Origin of the sequence: Rhodococcus sp. MS13 (assembly GCF_013277835.1) — a bacterium.
Lineage (GTDB): Bacteria > Actinomycetota > Actinomycetes > Mycobacteriales > Mycobacteriaceae > Rhodococcus_F > Rhodococcus_F erythropolis.
Genome location: NZ_VBTL01000008.1, coordinates 96,588 through 117,224, shown reverse-complemented (window position 1 = coordinate 117,224; position 20,637 = coordinate 96,588). Strand labels below are relative to the sequence as shown.

Below are 20,637 nucleotides of genomic sequence, written 5' to 3'. Positions count from 1 at the left end.
GCAGATCCTCTTCTGGTCATGGTTCAGCTGTGCGCGTGCAGTGGTGTTCCCGCGAGTGCGAGCATGGCCTCGCCCAACGCCTCGTTCTGGCTGGGGTGTGCGTGGATGAAACGCCCCACTTCATCGGGAAGTGCTTCCCAGGCGACGGCCAACTGCGCCTCACCGATCAGTTCACCAACCCGGTCGCCTACCAGGTGGACGCCGACGACGGGACCTCTGGTTCCGCTGCGAATCACTTTGATTCCCCCGGTGGTTCGCAGGATCTGACTCTTGCCGTTACCCGACAGGTCGTAGACGACGGTGGAGACGTCACCGTACTGCGTGCGCGCCGCCTCTTCGCCGAGTCCGACCGACGCAACTTCGGGATGTGAGTACGTCACGCGAGGAATCAAGTGTTCGGCGACCGGTATCGGATCCTTCCCGGCGATCTGTTCAGCCACAAAGATTCCTTGTTGGAAACCTCGGTGCGCCAACGCAAGACCGGGCACGATGTCGCCGACCGCGTACGCACCGTCCACGGACGTACGGAGGCGTTCGTCGGTGACGACAAATCCCTTGTCGAGGCTGATTCCGTTTTCTTCGAAACCGTTACCGTCCGTGCGGGGTCCGCGGCCGACGGCGACCAACAGTAGGTCGGTATCGACTATCGTTCCGTCACCTAGTTCGATGCGGACCGAATCGGCTGCTTCTTTCGCGGAAACGATCTTTGTGTCTGTCTTACAGACGATTCCGCGTTTCCGGTAAGCCCGCTCCAGCTGCTTCGACGACCACGGGTCCTCGGCGGCGATCAGTCGGGGGAGTGCCTCGACGATCGTGACTTCGGCGCCGAACGAGCGCCAGAGGCTCGCGAACTCGACGCCGATGACACCGCCACCGAGCACTGTCGCGCTGGTGGGCACCCGGTCGAGTTCGAGCGCCTGGTCACTGGTGAGGATCCGGCGGCCGAGTTCTATGCCGGGCAGTTCCCGCGGATACGAACCGGTGGCCAGAACGAGTGATGTTCCGGTATAGCGGGTTCCGTCGACGTCGATGCTTCGCCCACCGACGTACGTTCCGTATCCGTTGACGATAGTGATCTTGTGTTGCGCCAACAAACCTTGCAGACCGCTGTACAGCCGCTCGACTGTCCCGTTTTTGTAGTCGTGCACCTGCGCGACGTCGATGCCGTCAAAAGATGCTCGGACTCCGAATTGCTCACTGGTGCGTGCCGAATCGGCCACCTCGGCGGAATGCAGCAGCGCCTTGGTCGGGATGCATCCGCGGTGCAGGCACGTTCCGCCGACCTTGTCCGCCTCGATCAGCGTGACCGACAATCCGAGTTGGGCGGCGCGGATGGCGCAGGCATAGCCGCCCGATCCTCCACCGAGGATCACGACGTCGCTGTGGGGTTCTGCAGTTGTCATCGGAGCCTTGGTCATCAGAGCCTTGGTCATCAGAGCCTTCCCAGGACGCGGATCGGGTTCTCGATGTAGTCACCGAACAGCCTCAGGAATCCACCGGCTTCGCCTCCGTCACAGACGCGGTGGTCGAAGCTCAACGAGATCTGAGTGACCTTACGGACGGTCAACTCGCCGTTCACCACCCACGGCTTGTCGATGATGCGTCCGATGCCGAGTATCGCCGCCTCGGGGTGGTTGATGATCGGAGTCGATCCGTCGACCCCGAATACCCCGTAGTTGTTGAGCGTGAACGTGCCGCCGGTCAGGCGGGCGGGTTCGAGTTTGCCGTCGCGCGCAAGGTCGGTGGTCACCCGAAGTGCTTGTGCGAGTTCGACAGCGCTCAGGGTATCGGCATTGCGAATGACCGGTACCATCAATCCCTTCGGTGTCTGTGCGGCGATTCCCAGGTGCGTGCGGGCGTGTCGAACGATCTCGCCTCGAGCAGTATCGACCGACGAGTTCAGTTCGGGGTACTGCGCCAACGCCGCGATGGTCAGCCGAGCCAGGAGCGCCATCAGGCTGATCTTGTCGGAATCGGGCAGTGACTTGTTGATCTCGGCTCGCGCCGCCAACAGTTCGGTGGCGTCGACGTCGACCCAGGTTGTCGCGTCAGGGATCTCACGGCGGCTGGTGGACAGCTTGTCGGCCACCACCTTGCGAAGCCCCTTGATCGGGATGCGTTGGTCGCTCACGTGCGACGTTTCCGTCTCCGGGCCGGTGTTCGACCCGGCCTCGACGTCAGCGCGCGTTATCACCCCGCCGGCACCGGATCCGGAGAGCGAGGAGAGGTCGATATCGTTGTCGACAGCCAGCTTACGAACGATTGGTGAGATCACGCGTACCGACGAAGGAGTCCGACGTCGGCGTCTCGGTGCATCCTCACTGGTGCCGTAGCCGATCAGGACGTTGCCCGAACCCGCGCGTTCCTCTTCACGGTAACGCTCGTGGTTGGCCGAAACGACCGCGTCGACACTGCCGCCACCACTCACAGTGATCAACGGCGTGCCCACCTTCAAGGTGTCGCCGTCCTTGCCATGTAATTCGACGACGGTCCCGGCGAACGGGATAGGCACGTCCACAGCAGCTTTCGCAGTCTCGACCTCGACGACGATCTGATCGATGGTGACCACGTCGCCGACCTTGACGTGCCACTCCGCAATATCGGCCTCGGCCAGACCTTCACCCAGGTCGGGGAGCATGAATACCTGATTGCTCATGCCGTCACCGCCCAACGGGTGTCCGGGGCGTCGTTCCACTGCAGACGGTCGACGGCGTCCAGGACACGGTCGACGCTGGGCAGGTGGTGACGCTCGAGCTTCGGCGCGGGGTAGGGGATGTCGAATCCGCTGACCCTGAGCACCGGAGCGTGGAGATGGTGGAAGCATCGCTCCTGCACGCGAGCAGCAATTTCCGCACCAACACCGGCAAAGCCCTGCGCTTCCTGGATGACGATGCAGCGTCCGGTCTTTCGCACCGACGCGGTGACCGTCTCGTCGTCGAACGGCACTATCGACCGGATGTCGATCACCTCGATGTCGCGGCCCTCGGCCGCAGCAGCCTCGGCGGACTTCAGTGCAACCTCCACGGACGGACCGTAGGCAACGAGCGTCGCGTCACGACCGGGGCGCCGGACGACGGCGCGCCCGATCGGCTCACGTGCGGTCAGTTCGACATCGGCTCGCGAGAAGTACAGCTTCTTGGGTTCGAGGAAGATCACCGGGTCGGGGTCCTCGATCGCCGAACGTAGCAGTGAGTACGCATCTTCCACCGTGGACGGCGCCACGACCTTCAGGCCGGGCGTGTGTGCGTAGTAGCCCTCGCTGGAATCACAGTGATGCTCCACCCCGCCGATACCGCCGGCAAAAGGAACACGGATGACTATCGGAATCGACAGTGCACCCTTGGTACGGTTGCGGATCTTTGCGACGTGGGAGGCGATCTGCTCGAATGCCGGATAGGCAAACGCGTCGAACTGCATTTCCACGACCGGACGAAAACCAGCCATGGCCATGCCGATTGCGAATCCGATGATGCCGGACTCGGCGAGGGGAGTGTCGAAGCATCGGTCGTCGCCGAAGTCGCGGGTGAGGCCGTCGGTGACGCGGAAAACGCCGCCCAGGGTGCCGACGTCCTCACCGAAGACGACAACGTTGTCGTCCGCAGCCAGAGAGTCCCGTAGCGCGGTGTTGAGGGCCTGAGCCATCGTGAGCATGGGCATGGTCAGTGTCCCCCTGTGTCAGCGGCTTCGGCAGCAAGTTCGGTTTCGAGTTGGGCTTGTTGCTCACGCAATTGCGGTGTCTGCTCGGCGAAGACGTACCGGAACAGATCGAGCGGATCGTGCGGGCGGTCGACGTTCATGCCGGCGCGAAGTGTGGCGGCCTCGGCTTCTGCCTCTGCGGTCAGTGATTCCACGAACGCGTCGTCGATCAGATCGTGTGCGCGCAGATACTTTTCGAGACGCGGCAACGGATCTCGCCCGAGCCAGCTTTCCACCTCGGCGCTGTCGCGGTAGCGGGAGGCGTCGTCGGCATTGGTGTGTGCGTCGATGCGATAGGTGTGTGCCTCGACGATCACCGGTCCGTTTCCGCTGCGGACGAAGCGCGCCGCCTCGTCCATGACGGCCATCATCGCAACAGGATCGTTGCCGTCGACCTGCTCGCTGCCGATCCCGTAGCCGACGCCCTTGTGCGCCAACGTCGGTGCTGCGCTTTGACGTGACAACGGCACGCTGATCGCAAATCCGTTGTTCTGCACCAGAAAGACGACCGGTGCCTTGAAGACGGCGGCGAAGTTCAGCGCTTCGTGGAAATCACCCTCACTGGTGGCCCCGTCGCCGCAGAGCGCCAGCGCGACGGTGTTCAGGCCCCGTCGGGACTCCCCGTAGGCCACCCCCGCTGCATGCAGCAATTGCGTTGCCAGCGGGGTGCACTGCGGCGCACTGCGCAGCGCTACCGGGTCGTACCCGCAGTGCCAGTCGCCGGCAAGCATGCTCAGAATCTGCACCGGATCGACACCCCGAGCAGCCAACGCCATCGAATCCCGATAGGTGGGGAAGAGCCAGTCACTCGGCTCCAGACTCATCGCTGCCGCGATCTGGCATGCCTCCTGCCCTCGCGAGGACGGATACACGGCCAAGCGCCCCTGTTTGGTCAGCGCCGTCGCCTGCTGGTCGAAGCGTCTGCCCAGGAACATCTTTCGATACATCTCGATCAGGCGATCGTCGCTCGGTTTTGCGTAGCGGGCCTCGCTGCGCGTCAGTTCTCCAGCAGGGTCGAGGTACTGCACCGCGGAATCGGCCGGCAGGAACTTTTGATACCGCAGTTCCCCCAAGGGCTCGACAAGAGTCACTTCTACCTCCAGAAGACGTTGTGTCCATCAGTATTCGCACTTCGGCGACGTAATGGCAGAAGGCGTCGAAGATTCAAGACAAACGGCCTATCATGAGGATTCGGGCAGCAATATGTCCATCAACCGACTCGACTACCGAAGCAGGAATGGACAGATGGCCACCGAACCGCACGCTCTCGATGCGATCGACCGCCGCATCATCGCCGAACTGGTCGCAGACAGTCGCATCTCCATGCGTGCACTGGCCGAGAAGGCGCACATATCTCGCGCTCACGCCTACGTCCGCATCGAAAGGCTCGAGGACGCCGGAATCATCACCGGATTCACGACGCGGATCGCCCATGAGAAGGCCGGACTCGGCTCCTCGGCGTACGTGGCGCTCTCGATCAGGCAGCACTCGTGGCGAGGTCTGGCTGCGTCGTTGAAGGCACTGCCGTTTGTCGAGCACTTCTCCCTCCTCGGCGGCGACTTCGACGTTCTGGTGCTGGTTCGAGCCCCGGACAACCAGGAACTACGCCACACCGTTCTCGAAGAACTCCAGGGACTCGACGGGGTTCTCTCGACCAAAACGTGGCTGATCTTCGAAGAAGGCAACGGTCCGGGACCCAACTGGTTGCCCGGCTGATCCGTCTATAGTCGCCGTTAGCAGTTGCACACGGGAGGTGACTCGAATGACCCTGTACGGCCTGGGAATCGGTTGGCGTCCCGAGGTATCCGGAATCATCGCGCAGCTAGACGGCCTGGCATTCTGCGAAGTCATTGCCGAATCCATCGGAACCGAGATACCGCCGCACCTCGGTTCGCTGGGAGTTCCGGTGGTCCCGCACGGAATCTCGCTCTCCCTTGGCGGGGCCGAGGCGGTAGATCAGGCACGGATCGATCACCTTGCGCATGCAGCCCAGCTACTGGACGCCCCCTTGGCGAGCGAGCACATCGCATTCGTGCGGGCGGGCGGCATCGAGGCCGGGCACCTGCTCCCACTACCACGCACCTACGAAGCCGTCGACGCCTTGGTACGCAACATCACCCGGACTCAGGACGGTCTACCGGTGCCGTTTGCCGTCGAAAACGTTGCCGCCCTTTTCGACTGGCCCGACGACGAGTTGACCGAAGGGGAGTTTCTCTCGGAGATCGTCGACCGCACCGGGGCTCTGCTGGTTCTCGACATCGCGAACGTCTATGCCAATGCCCTCAACCGAGGGCGTGATCCCTGGGCCGAGCTGAGCCGGCTACCACTCGAGCGAATCGCATACTGCCACATCGCCGGTGGCAGCATCAGCGACGGCAAATACCACGACACGCATACCGATCCTGTGCCCGAAGCCGTGCTGGAACTCCTTGCGCAGTTCACCGCCGCCGGTCACCATCCCGCGATCATGCTCGAGCGCGACGGAAACTATCCGCCGGCACTGGAATTGCTCGACGAGCTCGATGCCATCGCCGACGCAGCGGGTCTGGATCGCATCACCGCGGGCACCGATTGGTCACGCACATGAGCACGCTCGGTGAGCGTCAAGAAGCGCTTATTCGCGCACTGGTGGCGGGTGGCGAACTACCCGAAGGCTTCGACAAAGACGATGCTGCCGTTGTCTCGACGGCACTGCTCCGAAAGCGCGCAGGAGAAGTGGCGCACCACCTTCCGGTCGTGCGCCACACTCTCGGCGATCGCTATCTTCGGTTGTTCACAGCGTGGGCCGACGGACGGCCGAAGACGTCTTCGCACGCGGACGCCCAGGCTTTTGTCGCCCACCTCCAGGACATCGGCGAACTGCCTCGCTCGCCCTGGCATCAGAGGTTTCGAAGACTCTTACGCAAGTGAGACAACGGCTTCGCTGGTGTACATGAGGAACGTCATCGATTCCTGGAAGTACAGCTCGACGGAGTTCGCATCGTGCGAGAGGTAACCGATGGACAGGTCCTGGCCCAGATGCAGTTCGTAGTCACCACCACGCGTCGACAGCAGGAAAGCGCCGTCGATGGCCGGGGCCCAGATGATCTCGCCGTCGAGAACGCGTCGCAGGTGCTCGCGGATGGGGTAGCCGTGATCGGAGGTCTCGTTGATCGCGGTGAACGCGTCAGCGTTCAGGAGCAATGAGTACGGTCCGTTGACACCGGCCAGGCGCAGCGACGTGATCGCCTGGCTGATGGCTTCCGGGTAGTCCTTGGCGTCGATGGGGAGCTTCAATTCCGGGTTGGAACCGCTCGCCCGCACGCCGGTAATGCTGGCTGCGGGGTATCCCTCGAAGATGGCGCGGTCCTCGGCGAACGCGATCTGCTTGGCGGCATCCTTGACCGGCTGCCAGTCGGAGTCCTTGGCGCCGCGTTCGACGTCGTCGATGGCCTGACGGCTGACGGTGAACGGGACCCGCAGTTCGATGACCGGCTGGGACTGACGAGCATGTGCGATGACGCCGTCGGCCAAGGGATTGATCGGCACCTGATGTCCGAGCGGGATGGCCGCAAGATCGTCACCCGACGGGCCCTCCACGTCCACCACACGACGACCGGCGACGTGGCGCTTGAAGGTACGGCTCGCCTCTTCTTCGATCTCGGCCCAGGCTGCTGCCGAAATGGGTGCTAGGTCGCGGTGCAGGTTTGTCATTGCTGGGCACTCCTTTTGAGGCTGCCGATTCCGAGAGAACCGTCAGAGATGGGCGCTGTGAACGTCGCTTCGGGAACGAGCCTGGTCGGCGCGTCCGGGGGATCGTCGAGAAAGTCCGCCGTCGGAACGAAGAAATTGATTCCGGTGACGGCGGTCGAGAAATCGAGAATGCGGTCGTAGTTGCCGACGGGATTCCCGATGAACATGTTGGTGAGCATCTGCTCGGTGACCGTCGGCGACGCCGAGTAACCGATGAAATAGGTACCCATCTCAGCGGAGCCGACGTGGCCGAACGGCATGTTGTCGCGCAGGATCTGGATCTGCTCACCGGATTCGTCTTCGATGACGGTGAGGGCGGTGTGCGAGTTGGCCGGTTTGGTGTCGTCGTCCATCTCGAGGTCTTCGAGCTTGGAGCGTCCGATGACGTTCTCCTGCTCCTCGACGGGCAGTGAGTTCCACTCCGACATGTCGTGGAGGTACTTCTGGACGATGACGTAACTGCTGCCTGCGAAGTCCGGATCCTCGTCACCGACGGTGACCGCAACGTAGGCGGCCTGCCCGGACGGGTTCTCGGTGCCGTCGACAAAACCCATGAGGTCGCGTTGTTCGAAGTACTTGAACCCGTGGACCTCGTCGATCACCGACGCGGCGCCGGCCAACCTGTTGGTCACAACCGTGGCGAACTCGAAGCACAGGTCCATCTGACGGGCCCGGATGTGGAACAACAGATCGCCCGGTGTGCGGGGAGCGTGGTGTTTGTCACCGGTCAACTCGACAAAAGGATGCAATTCTGCCGGCCGTGGACCCTCGAACAGACGGTCCCACGCATCCGAACCGATGCCGACGACGGCGGCCAAGCCACCGGCGGGAACCCGGAATCCGATCGAGCGTTGCAGCCCGGAAATATCCGCCAGAACGTCGTGAACTGCCTGCTCACCACCCTCGTCGATGGTGAAAACCAGGAAGATCGCAGCTTCGGTGAGCGGGGTCAGCAACGGCTGCGGTATCGCGGGAAGGGCCACTTCGGCCTCGTCGATCTCACTCGTTTCCGCCATGCAGACCAGTATGGACGATTCCGGCAGTCCCGGCATCAGTAGTGGGTAAGACGAGTGAAGGTGTCGCGTTACGGTGTCGCGGCCTGGGCGCCCGCGTCGAAGCCAGTCGGAATCTCGAAGATCTTTCCGTCGAACCCAGCGCGGTAGAGATGCCCGGCCGCGAATCCGGAAGTGCCACGCCCGTAGGTCAGCACACTCGACGCCTGCAGTCCGCTGGTGAGCGAGCAGTACTGGCCGGGTCCGTCGATCCGCCACACCTCACCACTGATGTCCGTGGGAACGATTGCGCGATCTCGCGAGTCCAGGGTCAAACCATCTGGAGCAGAGAAGGTTTCGAGACCGCCGAGATCGACCAACGATTCCGAATACCCTGGATTGTCGACGGAGATGCGGCTGACACCCGGGTTTGCGAACGTGCGCGAGACGTAGAGCCAGCGATTATCGGCGCTCAGGGCTGCGCCGTTTGCACTCGGGAAGGTCGCCCACGCCGGGTCGACGGCACCGCCTGGACTGACCTTACCGATCAACGAACCGAAATCGTTGGTGGCATAGATCGTTCCGTCGTGCGCGACGGCGAGGCCGTTTGCAGCGCTCAGACCACCGGCGATCGGCGTCACGGCACCCGAGTTCACGTCCACCCGCGCGACCGACGCAGCACGCGTCAGATCGCCGATCAGCACGCCGGCGTTTGCTCCGGTTCCCACCAGCAGTGAACCGTCCGGGCTCCACGCGAGTGCGCCCGCACCGCCGGGAACCGTCGCGATCGGAACTGCGGCCTGACCAGGCGCGTCGACGCGGAAGATTCGACCACTCACCAGGTCTGTCGTGTACAGGCGACCCTGCCCGTCCACGGTGACACCCTCGAGGGCTGCGCCCGGAATCTGGGCGCTGAGGATTGCGGGGGACGATCCAGGGCAGGGCGGCGCGGCCGCGGCACCGGACACACCCAGAGCCAGAAGCGAACCGGCAACAAGAGCACCGGTGATACCTACCCGAATACCGCGATCGAAGATCCTGGTGCGCATCTGCGCAACGCTAGACCTTCGGCCCGATTTCGCCTAGAGCGACCGAAGGAAAGAGATCAAAAGTTCATTGACCTCGGTAGCACGTTCCTGCTGTACGAAGTGCCCCGCGCCGCCGAGAAGGTGCACACCCCGCAGGTCGGGGACGGTGTCCTTCATGCGGTCCAATGCCTTGGGGCCGCTCATCGCTACGACCGGATCCTCGGCGCCCGCCACGAAGAGCGTCGGGACGTTGACGTTCGCGCCGTCCAGATCCGCACTGCGTTCCCAATTGGCGTCGTACGCTCGGTACCAGTTCAAGCCGCCTGTGAAACATGTTGCAGTAAAGGCCTTTACATAAACATCCAGATCGTCCTCGGTGAGCCACGACCACGGCAATGCAGGCGCCTCGGGCAGTACGTCGAGGTAGCCGTTTCCTTCGGACGGGTTCTTCCAGACGTCGAGGTACCGGTAAGCCCCGGAGAGGGCATGGAAAAGCCGCTGAAGAAACTCACGTGGACGGGCGTCGAGTTCGCGCTCCGCGGCACCCGGTTCTTGGAAATAGTGAATGTGCAGAAAATGCTTGCGCGCCATCGCGGCGTAGATGGTCGAGGGTTTTGCGGGGAACCTGTCGGGCGCATAGGGGACCGCCAACGAGACAAGCCCCGCAACACGATCGGGATGGCGCAGAGCGGTCGTCCATGCGACGGGCGCGCCGAAATCGTGGCCGACGAACACCGCTTTGTCGATTCCGAGAGCGTCGAGTAGGTCGATCAGCCGGTTCGCGACGGCATCGTTGGTGTAGTCCTCGACCGCTTCGGGGCGGGTAGTGCCGCCGTAACCGGGCATGTCGAGTGCGATCGCCCGAAAACCCGCTTCCGTCAACGCTGCCGACTGATGCCGGTAGCTGTACCCGAGGCCGGGAAAGCCGTGACACATAACCACAGCTGCCCCAGAACCGGAATCGTCAATCTGCCAACGGAATCCGTCGACATCGATCGTCTTGACCGTCATGTCAGGCGGTGATCATGTCTTCCTGGTTCCAGAATGCACGCATCGACAGGATCTTTCCGTCGTCGTCGAAGGTCATGACGTCGATGGGTGCGATGGTCAGGGTCTGCTCGCCGAGCTTGGTGATCAGCGAGAAGTGAAATGCCGCTTCGTTTCCGGCGATGCGGAGGGTCTGAAGGTGAGCTTCCTGGTCGAAATTCTCGATCACGGAGTAGAACTCGAGAATGGACTCGCGGGTGGTGCGAACATCGGTACCAACCGGGTCTTCAACCGTTGCACCCTCGGCATACAGGGCCACAACCTGGGCGGCAGTGCCCGTGGCAACTGTCTCGATGTAGGCGTCGACGGTCTTGCGGATTACCTCTGCGGACGGTGCCATGGTCTACCCCTCGTAGTTAGAACAGGTTCTAATTCTGAGGATAACCTACGTCTCTGGTCCACGGGTCAGGTTTCGAGCACCTTGCGCAAGCGAGCCTTCTTCCGGTTCTCCCGGACGATCCAGACGACATCGGCGTCGTCCGACGCCTCCAGGGAGACGAATGCCGGCAGGGCATTCTCCGGATCAGCCGCGACCGCGACGCTCCAGCAGTATCCGAGCGCCTGCCGGAGAGTACGTGTGTCGGCGTCACGACGGGCATCAGCTGGTTGCGAGACGATCCACTCGGTAGCGTCTCGGCACACCTGGACGGCCAGCGCAGCGTTGGTCCTGTCCTTCAGCAACCGTGGCTCGCAGATCCCGGCAGCCGCTGCGCGCAGCGTCAATGGATGGGTGGAGCGCGCCCACTGCTCGATGATCGCCCGGAACAATTCCGGATCCGTGTCGCCTATCGCTTGAACGGCCATCGCGGCAGCTTCACGTGCACGCCACGAAGCACTGGTGGTCGCCTCCGTCAGACTGTCCAGAACAGCCTCGTCGCGCGAACGAACGAGAATGAATCCGAGCCCGACGATCCCACAGCAGCGGATGTATTCGTCTTCGGACTCCACCGCCTGCAGGATGTCGTCGTCATCGGCGCCGCGCGCGAACTCGAGCATGAGCGCGAGGTTCGCGCGCGGGCCGGGCAATCCTGAACGCTCCTGCAGATAACTCCACAGTTCATCGCCGTCCAGATCCGCGAATGTCATGGGAGTCCTTTCGTCAGTACACCCAATCCTGTCAGCCCGGATCTACACGCGCAGCATGTCCACTCAGTGAGCCGGCAGCAGGGACGTCTCCTGCGCCGCGCCGTCCTCTGCGCCGATCTGGACGATGTTTCGCGGCAGGAATACGGCTGCGATCGCACCGAGAACTGCTGCAGCAGCACCGATCAGGAACGCGATACGCATGCCCTCGTCGGTGTAGAACACAGCGCCCTCCATCGCCATCGCGATGTGCGAGTTCAAGACCGTGAAGGCGATGACGGGAAGCACTGCGGGGAAGATGCTCTGGAAGACCGCGACCATGCTCGCCGTGGTTGCCTGCAACTGCGGCGGCACTGCCTCGATGAGCAGGTTCGGGATAGATGCGTAGCCCATACCCATTCCGACACCGAAGATTCCGGCAAAGATGATGAGCAGCGGCTTGTTGTCGTGAATGGTGGCCGTCAATGTGAATCCGACTGCCATGAGGATCATTCCGATAATCATCAGCAGACGCGGTCGGATGTTGCGGCCCACGAGGAAACCTACGATCAAGCCGCCGACCACCACCATGCCACCAAGCGGCGCCTGGAAGATCGCGAATCCTTCTGCCGTGACGCCGAATCCGTATCCCAGGCCGAGAACTGCTGGCGTCATCACCATCATCGGCAGCAAAATCGTGAAGACTCCCGACGCGCCGTAGCAGAACCCGGCACCGACGGCGGTGAGCATCACCGAACGCTTGCCGAAGTAGCGCAGGTCGATCAAGGGCTCACGGATGGCTCGGGCAGAGGCAACCCACGCCACCAGCAGTGCGACGCCGCCGATCAGATAGGCCAGTGTCGAGCCGTTCTTCCAGCCCCAGGTCGGTCCGAAGCTGACGCCGATCAGAATTCCGGCGATGCCCGATCCGAGTAGTACCGCACCGATGAGGTCCAGCGAAGAACGCAGTCGTACAGCTGATTCCGCCGTCGAAGCGAAGATCATGCCGCTGAGCAAAACCAAACCGATGACGAAGAACCAGAAGATGCTCCGGAACCCGTGGTTGTCGATCAACCAACCGGTGAGGAACGGCGCCGGAATAGCGATCAGGCCCATGCCGGAGGTTGCAATACTGACAGCCAGCGCAACGGTTTTCGGCGGAAAGACATCTCGAATGAGGGAGTAGCTCAGGAAGAGGCAGGGAACGAGCAGACCAGTCAGGGACCGGCCCAGAATCAAGACTGCATAGCTCGGCGCAATCGCCGAAATGAAGGAACCGACCGCTGCGCCGGCGACCGCAAAGAGCAGGACTTTTCGTTTGCCGTACATATCTGCGAGCTTGCCGAGCAGCGGAGACGCGACCGCCCCCAGCAGCAGGAACGACGTGAGCAGCCAAGCGCCCTGCGTTGTTTGATAATGCACCGAGATGGCGGGCAGCGCCGTGGAAATCATCATGTAGCTCACCGCGAGCATTTCGAGAAGAAGAACGATCGACGCCAGCGAGAACACCAGTCGCGGAGTCCACCTCTCCGGTATCGACGTCGATTCGGGCAGACTGGGAGACGAACCGTCGCTGTGGACATGAGACGCCATGGCTGAAGAATCCTTTCGGGACACCTGCGAATTCGATTGACCCCCTGCCGAATACCGTCGGCCGGGGCCTTGCGGGGAAGTGCAGTGGAACGACAGCTACCACTCTCGGCAACGTGTTACCTGCATCACAGCCCTCGCGTCGAACGCGCGCTACAGAATGTTCCGCGGAGCGGGACAATCAGGACAACGACTGATTGGCGTCACGAACTCGAAACCGCCCTTGGATTATGAGCAACGGCAACGATTCTCGGTTCGAACTTGAACGTGGGGAATTCCTACCGTTCACCGGTTCGGGTTGACGATGCCGAGAGGGAAGGGTTCGCCGCCGAGCGCACCGGCTGGGAAACACGGAGACGAGGCACTGACAATCAGGTCGCCATTGGTATTCGCAGAGAGATCGAACGCATAGCCGTCGGATGTGCGCGCGGTCGCCGATTTCAGCCCACCTTCGGCCGCCAACTTCTTCCATCCGAAGTCTTGCCACACCCGGAGGATGGTGTCGAAGTATTCAGCGGACTTGCCCGGTGGAATACCGACCACCCAGTACTTGACGATGACGTTCAGCGGCCGGTTTCCGACTGTATCGTCGTCGATGCATGGCAGAACAGTTCCATTGCCAAACAATCCGCTGGGAGCTTGAGGATGCTGACGGGATAACGCGGCATCGCTCGGAGTCTGAGCCAAAGTATCGGTCAAGTATCGGATAACAGACTGACGCGCAAGAGATTCGGTCAAATTTCTGTTCACTGATACGCCGCGAACCATGGCTTCACCTTCTACGTCAGATTCCTTCGCGCATCCTGCCAGCGCAATCAGCACCCCCAATATCACAGCCGCACAACGCGTAGGCATCGAGATCCTTCCGGTGACGTCGATCATTGCGATGCGGTATTCGATATAGGGATGTCGCCGGAAGCCGGGATACCGATCTGATCGATTTACAAAAGAATGGAATTGAAATTCTGCGCACGTGACCGAACAGCAATGGTACAGAGCTCAGACATCCATGCCCCCACCAATGCTGTCGAACCCCTGTACGCGACTCAAGATATCAGCTCTACGTACAGGATGCTCCACGCGAACCGCGCCGATCACATTTTGAACTCAGCTGTCCTCATCCGTTTCCTGGAAGTTGCTTGCAATGTCGTAAAGAGTCCGGCCGCCTCGCAGCCACACGCCCGGCCCCGAAAGGACATGTGGCTTCGATTGCGTTGCCTGTTCGATGATGTGCTTTCCAAGGCCCGTAAGAGACCACGATGTACCGCCCGGTTCTGCACACCAACGCAGTACTTTGGTTGTGCCGCCAACCCATTCGGCACGCCCACGGTTCTTGTCTTCCGAAATCCATCGTTCGACATCCGCACGAACGGCAGAATTGACTGATGTGCCTAAATCAATAGTGAGAAGTTCGCCAGGTTCGATGAGCCCGTATTGCTGAATGATGTGGACCGATTTCTTGTTGCGTCTACGCTCAACGATTTCCATCGTTACCTGGTCCACGGCTTCTTGCGGGATCCCCGCCGTAAGGATTCTGGTCTCAATTCCCTCAGCTGGGAACTGGCAGTGAAATGTAAGGCACAACTGCTGTGACACTTCGGATTCCGAATCACCGATCGCGAAGAGCGTGGCCGTGTGGATTTCGATGTCGAGTGCTGTCGGGGCAAGTTCTGTAAGCCATTTGACGGTCGTGTAAACCTGCGGGTGGAAACTCTCGGCGATGAGTACGATTTTGGGGCGCGTGAGGAGATCAGGAGTCCATTCTCCTTCTCCAGCCACCACCGAACGCAACCTGTTCAGGGCTTCAGCGCTGGTAATCGTCAGCGTATCGTCAAGTTTCTGCTGATTGCACCAGTCCGCATGCGCTTCGGCCAGTGTATCCATGGTGAATGATGCAACCATTGCGGCGTACGTCAGTGCCTGCAGATGTATCTTGCTGTCGGAGCCGCGCTTTAACTCTACGACGATCAGTTGGCCAGATGGGTCAAGGGCCAACACATCGAGGCGGGACTTTTCGCGATCGCCCGACGGTAATGCCCACTTGTCATATTGAGTCGCCACTATCTGCACGCCTGTGCCGAGAACGTCGGGGTTGGCGACTACCCAGCGCTCTAAATCGGACTCCACCAGATTGTGTCGCTTTAGCGTGGACTGGCCGAATGGGAGGGCGTTCTGACCATCGATGCGGAAGACCCTCGCAGCATTGAGCACACTTGATCCATTTCTGTTACCGACTGAATGTAACTTTTCTGCTGGACAATATATCTCGCAATCAATCTGGGGTCATCTACCAGATACGACTGTGCGCCGTTTCGGTAGCGGTAACTACCAAAACGGCGCACGTGCGCGAAGCGCCTACAGAACTATGTTCACCATCTTGCCCGGCACAACGATCACCTTGCGCGGTGCGTTGCCCTCGAGCAGAGCGACGATCTTCTCGTCGGCCAGGGCGATCTCCTCGACAGCCTTGCGATCGGCATCCGCCGGCACGCTGATGCGGCTACGAACCTTGCCGTTGACCTGGATCGGGTACTCGACGGTGTCCTCGACGAGCCACTTCTCCTCGACAGCGGGGAAGGGGCCGTGCGCAAGAGATTCCGTGTGGCCAAGACGTGACCACAGCTCTTCCGCGAGGTGCGGCGCCAAGGGAGCGAGCATCAACACCAACGGCTCGACGGCAGCACGGGGCGCGCCACCCGGGAACGCCTTGGTGAGGTGGTTGTTGTACTCGATCAGCTTCGCAGCGGCCGTGTTGTCGCGCAGCGCGGTGTAATCCTCGATGACACCGGAAATCGCCTTGTTGAGCGCACGCAGCGTCTCCTCACCAGGAGCTTCGTCGGTGACACGGGGCTTGCCGGTCTCCTCGTCGATGACGACGCGCCACACTCGCTGCAGGAATCGCGCAGCACCGACGACGTCCTTGGTCGCCCACGGACGCGAGGTGTCCAGCGGACCCATCGACATCTCGTACACACGCAAGGTGTCTGCACCGAACTCGGCGCAGATCTCGTCCGGCGCAACGGCATTCTTGAGGCTCTTGCCCATCTTGCCGTACTCGCGGTTGACCTCGGCGCCCTCGAAGAAGAACTTGCCGTCATGCTCGACGACCTCTTCCGCGGGCACGTAGACACCGCGGGCATCGGTGTACGCGAATGCCTGGATGTAGCCCTGGTTGTACAGGCGACGGTACGGCTCGCTCGAGGACACGTAGCCCAGGTCGAACAGAACCTTGTGCCAGAAGCGCGAGTACAGCAGGTGCAGCACCGCATGCTCGACGCCGCCGACGTACAGGTCGACTCCACCGGGATCGTTGGGGCCGTGCAGTTCCGGACGCGGACCCGTCCAGTACGCCTCGTTCTGCGGGTCGCAGAAGGCGTCCTGGTTGGTGGGGTCGATGTAGCGCAGCTGGTACCACGAGCTACCTGCCCACTGCGGCATGACGTTGGTGTCGCGGTGGTAGGTCTGCAGACCGTCGCCGAGATCGAGCTCGACGTTGACCCAGTCGGTCGCCTTGTTCAGCGGGGGAGAGGGCTCGGAGTTGGCGTCGTCCGGATCGAAGGACACCGGTGCGTAGTCCTCGACCTCCGGAAGCACTACGGGCAGAGCCGAATCCGGCAGGGCGTGTGCGTTGCCGTCCGCGTCGTAGACAATCGGGAAAGGCTCGCCCCAGTAACGCTGACGCGCGAAGAGCCAGTCGCGCAGCTTGTACTGGATGGTGCCCTTGCCCTGCCCGCTCTCCTCGAGGCGGCTGATGACGGTCGCCTTGGCCTCGGCCACGTCCAGGCCGTCGAGGTAGTCGGAGTTCACCAGCGGGCCGTCACCGGAGTACGCAGCCTCCGAAACATCGCCACCGGCAATAACTTCGAGAATTTCCAGTCCGAACGCGTTCGCGAACTCCCAGTCACGGTGATCGTGTCCCGGAACTGCCATGATCGCGCCGGTGCCGTAGCCCGTCAGCACGTAGTCGGCGATGAAGATCGGGACCTTGTGGCCGTTGACCGGATTGACGGCGTAGGAACCGAGGAAGACGCCCGTCTTCTCCTTGTTTTCCTGACGCTCCAAGTCGGTCTTGGCGGCAATCGACTTACGGTATGCAGCAACAGCTTCCGCCGGCGTCGTGGCACCGCCAGTCCAGCGTGCGTCGACACCTTCGGGCCACTCGTCCGCGACGAGCTTGTCCACCAAGTCATGCTCAGGAGCCAGCGTCACATAGGTGGCGCCGAACAGCGTGTCGGGGCGCGTCGTGAACACATCGACGCCGTACTGGCCTGCGGCAAAGGTAACTTCGGCGCCATAGGAGCGTCCGATCCAGTTGCGCTGCATGGCCTTGACCTTGTCCGGCCAATCCAGGTACTCGAGATCGTCGACCAGGCGATCGGAGTACGCGGTGATGCGCATCATCCACTGCTGGAGGTGCTTACGGAACACGGGGAAGTTTCCGCGGTCACTACGACCGTCGGCGGTGACTTCCTCGTTGGCCAGCACGGTACCCAAACCGGGGCACCAGTTGACCATCGAATCCGACTGGTAGACAAGGCGGTACGAGTCGACGACCTTTGCCTTCTCGGCGACTGTCAGCGACGCCCACTCGCGTCCGTCTTCCAGAGCGCGCTCACCGGAATCGAACTCGGCTTCCAGCTCGGAGATACGACGGGCCTTGCCGGCCGCCTTGTCGTACCACGCGCCGTGGATCTGCAGGAAGATCCACTGCGTCCAGTGGTAGAAGTCGACGTCCGTCGTCGCGAGGCTACGACGCTCGTCGTGCCCCAGACCCAGGCGTCGCAGCTGGCGCTTCATGTTGGCGATGTTGGACTCGGTGGTCGTCCGCGGGTGGGTACCCGTCTGCACGGCGTACTGCTCGGCCGGGAGACCGAAGGCGTCGTAGCCGAGGGTGTGCAGGACATTGCGCCCCTGCATGCGATGGAAGCGCGCGAAGACGTCCGTAGCGATGTATCCGAGCGGGTGACCGACGTGCAGGCCCGAACCCGAGGGGTACGGGAACATGTCCTGAACAAAGAGCTTGTCGGCGGGAACACCGTCGGGCGAGGAGAGCGGACCGACCGGATTAGGCGCGTTGAACGTGCCTTCCTCACTCCAGCGGTCCTGCCAGTGCTGCTCGATCTGGCCGGCGAGCTCCGCGGTGTAGCGGTGCTGCGGAGTTGCGTCGGCTGGTGAATCGGGGGACTGCGGAGACTCGGTCACTGTGGTCGCTATCTACTTGGCTGACGGAAATACCGATAACCAGGGTAGAGCCTGTGCGACCCGGGCATACCATCAACTCCACTCGCGCCTATCCTGTATGGGTGATCGTTGTCGCTGTGGTGCTATTCGTGCTCGCTGTCGCCGTCGGTGGAGTTGGTGTCGCCGGTCTGATCGGCAAACTCCCGCGCAACCGCTGGGCCGGTGTCCGCACCGAGGATTCCCTGCGGAGCGAGGAGTCGTTCGCCCTCGCCAACAAGGTGGCCGGTCCGACCATGCTCGCGGCCGCTGGAATGTTGGTCATCGGCGGAGTCGCAGCACTGACCATCGGCGGAGTCTTCGGCGTCGCGGTCGCGATCATCGCCGTCGTCGTCGCCGTCCTCACTGCCGGTTTCGGTGGAGGCATCGGCACCCGCGCAGCCGCCGCACTCCCACAACAGAGCGGATGCGGTAACGACTGCAACTGCGGCGGCCACTCCGAGCCTGCCGCAGACGAGCCGGTGGCGGAGACCCCCGAGGCCAAGGCGAACGCTGCCGCTTGCGGTACCGCTTCCTGCGGTGCCTGCGCGCTCAAGGATGCTTGCCAGCCGGCTCATTGATTCACGTGAAACATCGCGTGGTCGACCCGGCCGGGGTCGTATTCGGACTAGTGGTTCCGCTGTTGTGTGCGGTCTTCGGCTTCGTCCTGACAAAAATGTGGGAGCCTCGCCTCCCGGAACAGATCGCGACTCACTGGACCACCACCTCGCCGGATGGTTTCTCCACCCCGTCTTCCAACGCGTGGACCATTGCACTTTTGACACTGCTCTTCGGTGGCGGTCTCAGCGCGATTGCTGCTCTTGCTCCCGCGATGTTGATGATGCGTCGCTTCATGTTGGTTGTCGGGCTGAGCATGGTCGGGCTCATCACGACAGTGAACTTCGCTTTGCTCTACACCCAACTCGATGTCACCGATCCGTCCACGTCGTCACTCCCGCTGTGGTCTATCGGTGTCGGCTTTGCAGTCGGCGCGGTGCTGGGTTGGATCGGTGCCTCATTCCTGCGCGACTACCGCGTCCGCACTCTTGCCACGATCGAACCCTCGGCCGGGTTGCCGCGAAGCAGCTGCCCTCTACCTATCTCCGACGACGTCGGATTCAGCACCAAAGGCTCGGTGATCCTCACTGCGATCACTCTGGCGCCCGGGGTCATCATGGCGTTGGCGATGCGGTCACTCTGGCCGCTGTTCATCTTCGGTGCACTCGGACTGCTCGTCGTCAGCCTGGTTCGCTTCCGGGTGATCGTCGACGAACGGGAAATTCGGGTGATCAACATGGGGATGGCTGCGATGACCTACGGCATCGACGAAGTTGTCGGAGCCGACGTCGCGGAGATCAAACCGTTCGCGGACTTCGGCGGCTGGGGACTCAAGACCAAGGGTCGTCGTAACTACGGCGTCGTCACCCGCACCGGGCCAGCGGTGGTCGTCACGTTGGCCGGTGGCGACCGCCTCACGATCACGACACCGAAGGCCGAAGACATCGCCGGGTCCCTCAACCGATTGGCCGACGCCCGGACTCGGTAACCGCCGAACCTGAACCGATCGCTTCCTGAGTCTTCTCGAGATACCCGCATGCCGCCGCCCTGGCTTTGGTGACATCGCGTTCGGCAATGGCTTCGGCAACTCCCTGATGATGCGAGGACGTCAGCGACGGCGGATGAACGCCTTCGGTCACCTCGTAGGTGGCGCGGACCGTTTCGAGGATTCCGGCAAACAGATCGGTCAGAACCGGATTGTGAGCGGCATCGACGACGGCAATGTGAAACGCAAGATCGACGTCGACGAAGTTCTCGGCCGGCACGTCACGCTTGGCGGCCAGCTCACGAAGTATCCGAACGTCGTCGTCGCTGCGACGCTCACACGCCAACCGGACCGCTTCCATCTCGAGCGCACGACGCACTTCGAAGACGTATTTCATCTCGTCGACGGACGCGTGTTTGCCGAGAAGTCCGCCGATGTCGGTCCGAGCGCGCACGAAGGTCCCTGATCCGCGACGGATCTCGAGAACTCCCGTCGAGGTCAATGTCTTGATCGCTTCGCGCACGGTGTTCCGGCCGACGCCGAGAACACTCATCAGCTCCGGCTCGGTCGGAACACGATTGCCCACTGTCCAGACGCCGTCGGAGATCTGCGTGCGCATCCAGTCGAGGGATTGCTCGTACGCGGACTCCTTGCGAACAACGGTCATCTACTCATCCTCACAGCATTCGCGGCGATCATTCCACTCACCTACGATACGTAGGACGACCCA

20 protein-coding genes are annotated in these 20,637 nt (G+C 62.0%); 5 read left to right on the top strand and 15 right to left on the bottom strand.

Going from position 1 to position 20,637, the window contains the following annotated elements:
* Nucleotides 1-23: 23 nt before the first annotated feature.
* The 4 genes from lpdA to pdhA are packed head-to-tail and all read right to left on the bottom strand — an operon-like array spanning nt 24 to nt 4,787.
* Nucleotides 24-1,433 carry a dihydrolipoyl dehydrogenase gene (gene lpdA / locus FEZ59_RS17040; RefSeq protein WP_202022943.1) on the bottom strand — a complete coding sequence of 470 codons (1,410 nt, stop codon included), beginning with the start codon at nt 1,431-1,433 and terminating at the stop codon, nt 24-26.
* Nucleotides 1,433-2,656, bottom strand: a complete 1,224-nt coding sequence (locus tag FEZ59_RS17035) for a dihydrolipoamide acetyltransferase family protein (protein WP_172932928.1) — start codon at nt 2,654-2,656, stop codon at nt 1,433-1,435. Before FEZ59_RS17035 ends, lpdA begins: the two co-directional genes overlap by 1 nt.
* Entirely contained in the window at nt 2,653-3,657 is a 1,005-nt protein-coding gene (locus FEZ59_RS17030) for an alpha-ketoacid dehydrogenase subunit beta (protein WP_046379701.1), read from the bottom strand. Before FEZ59_RS17030 ends, FEZ59_RS17035 begins: the two co-directional genes overlap by 4 nt.
* A 2-nt stretch (nt 3,658-3,659) precedes the next feature.
* Complete coding sequence (pdhA, locus tag FEZ59_RS17025) at nt 3,660-4,787, bottom strand: pyruvate dehydrogenase (acetyl-transferring) E1 component subunit alpha (protein WP_020971453.1); 1,128 nt, start codon at nt 4,785-4,787, stop codon at nt 3,660-3,662.
* 154 nt (nt 4,788-4,941) lie between these two features.
* Here pdhA and FEZ59_RS17020 point away from each other — a divergent pair, with 154 nt between their 5' ends.
* From FEZ59_RS17020 to FEZ59_RS17010, 3 genes are read left to right on the top strand one after another with little or no spacing between them, the layout of a single operon-like run.
* Nucleotides 4,942-5,412: an Lrp/AsnC family transcriptional regulator gene (locus FEZ59_RS17020; protein WP_020971454.1), complete on the top strand. Its 471-nt coding sequence runs from the start codon at nt 4,942-4,944 to the stop codon at nt 5,410-5,412.
* 46 nt (nt 5,413-5,458) lie between these two features.
* A complete protein-coding gene (locus FEZ59_RS17015) occupies nt 5,459-6,283 on the top strand; it encodes a DUF692 domain-containing protein (RefSeq protein WP_020909832.1) in 825 nt (274 codons plus the stop codon).
* Nucleotides 6,280-6,606 carry a hypothetical protein gene (locus FEZ59_RS17010; protein WP_019746170.1) on the top strand — a complete coding sequence of 109 codons (327 nt, stop codon included), beginning with the start codon at nt 6,280-6,282 and terminating at the stop codon, nt 6,604-6,606. The genes FEZ59_RS17015 and FEZ59_RS17010 overlap by 4 nt, the downstream gene beginning before the upstream one ends.
* On the opposite strand, the gene FEZ59_RS17005 is transcribed toward FEZ59_RS17010, so the two are convergent.
* The 10 genes from FEZ59_RS17005 to leuS all read right to left on the bottom strand — a co-directional run bounded on the left by FEZ59_RS17005 (nt 6,595) and on the right by leuS (nt 18,349).
* Complete coding sequence (locus FEZ59_RS17005; RefSeq protein WP_020909834.1) at nt 6,595-7,389, bottom strand: family 1 encapsulin nanocompartment shell protein; 795 nt, start codon at nt 7,387-7,389, stop codon at nt 6,595-6,597. The two genes, FEZ59_RS17010 and FEZ59_RS17005, sit on opposite strands and share 12 nt — an antisense overlap.
* Nucleotides 7,386-8,444 (bottom strand): Dyp-type peroxidase, encoded by a 1,059-nt coding sequence (locus tag FEZ59_RS17000; RefSeq protein WP_044480584.1) that lies wholly within the window; start codon nt 8,442-8,444, stop codon nt 7,386-7,388. Before FEZ59_RS17000 ends, FEZ59_RS17005 begins: the two co-directional genes overlap by 4 nt.
* Before the next feature lie 68 nt (nt 8,445-8,512).
* On the bottom strand, nt 8,513-9,469 hold the full coding sequence (locus FEZ59_RS16995) for an SMP-30/gluconolactonase/LRE family protein (RefSeq protein ID WP_069146755.1): 957 nt from the start codon (nt 9,467-9,469) through the stop codon (nt 8,513-8,515).
* Between the two features lie 33 nt (nt 9,470-9,502).
* Nucleotides 9,503-10,459 carry an alpha/beta hydrolase gene (locus FEZ59_RS16990; RefSeq protein WP_092765148.1) on the bottom strand — a complete coding sequence of 319 codons (957 nt, stop codon included), beginning with the start codon at nt 10,457-10,459 and terminating at the stop codon, nt 9,503-9,505.
* A 1-nt stretch (nt 10,460) separates the two neighbouring features.
* A complete protein-coding gene (locus tag FEZ59_RS16985; protein WP_003942502.1) occupies nt 10,461-10,835 on the bottom strand; it encodes a nuclear transport factor 2 family protein in 375 nt (124 codons plus the stop codon).
* Between the two features lie 65 nt (nt 10,836-10,900).
* Nucleotides 10,901-11,581: a HEAT repeat domain-containing protein gene (locus FEZ59_RS16980; RefSeq protein ID WP_046379705.1), complete on the bottom strand. Its 681-nt coding sequence runs from the start codon at nt 11,579-11,581 to the stop codon at nt 10,901-10,903.
* Between the two features lie 63 nt (nt 11,582-11,644).
* Nucleotides 11,645-13,150 (bottom strand): MFS transporter, encoded by a 1,506-nt coding sequence (locus FEZ59_RS16975; RefSeq protein WP_242459836.1) that lies wholly within the window; start codon nt 13,148-13,150, stop codon nt 11,645-11,647.
* A 282-nt stretch (nt 13,151-13,432) separates the two neighbouring features.
* On the bottom strand, nt 13,433-14,029 hold the full coding sequence (locus FEZ59_RS16970) for a hypothetical protein (protein WP_172932927.1): 597 nt from the start codon (nt 14,027-14,029) through the stop codon (nt 13,433-13,435).
* Between the two features lie 225 nt (nt 14,030-14,254).
* Nucleotides 14,255-15,358, bottom strand: coding sequence for a DNA-binding protein (locus FEZ59_RS16965; protein WP_172932926.1), 1,104 nt, complete (start codon nt 15,356-15,358; stop codon nt 14,255-14,257).
* 144 nt (nt 15,359-15,502) lie between these two features.
* Nucleotides 15,503-18,349 (bottom strand): leucine--tRNA ligase, encoded by a 2,847-nt coding sequence (leuS, locus tag FEZ59_RS16960; RefSeq protein WP_172932925.1) that lies wholly within the window; start codon nt 18,347-18,349, stop codon nt 15,503-15,505.
* Between the two features lie 101 nt (nt 18,350-18,450).
* Here leuS and FEZ59_RS16955 point away from each other — a divergent pair, with 101 nt between their 5' ends.
* A complete protein-coding gene (locus tag FEZ59_RS16955; protein ID WP_024487923.1) occupies nt 18,451-18,945 on the top strand; it encodes an SdpI family protein in 495 nt (164 codons plus the stop codon).
* A 5-nt stretch (nt 18,946-18,950) separates the two neighbouring features.
* Nucleotides 18,951-19,910 (top strand): DUF1648 domain-containing protein, encoded by a 960-nt coding sequence (locus FEZ59_RS16950; protein ID WP_346343235.1) that lies wholly within the window; start codon nt 18,951-18,953, stop codon nt 19,908-19,910.
* On the opposite strand, the gene FEZ59_RS16945 is transcribed toward FEZ59_RS16950, so the two are convergent.
* Nucleotides 19,879-20,574, bottom strand: coding sequence for a FadR/GntR family transcriptional regulator (locus FEZ59_RS16945; RefSeq protein ID WP_172932924.1), 696 nt, complete (start codon nt 20,572-20,574; stop codon nt 19,879-19,881). The two genes, FEZ59_RS16950 and FEZ59_RS16945, sit on opposite strands and share 32 nt — an antisense overlap.
* Nucleotides 20,575-20,637: the final 63 nt, after the last annotated feature.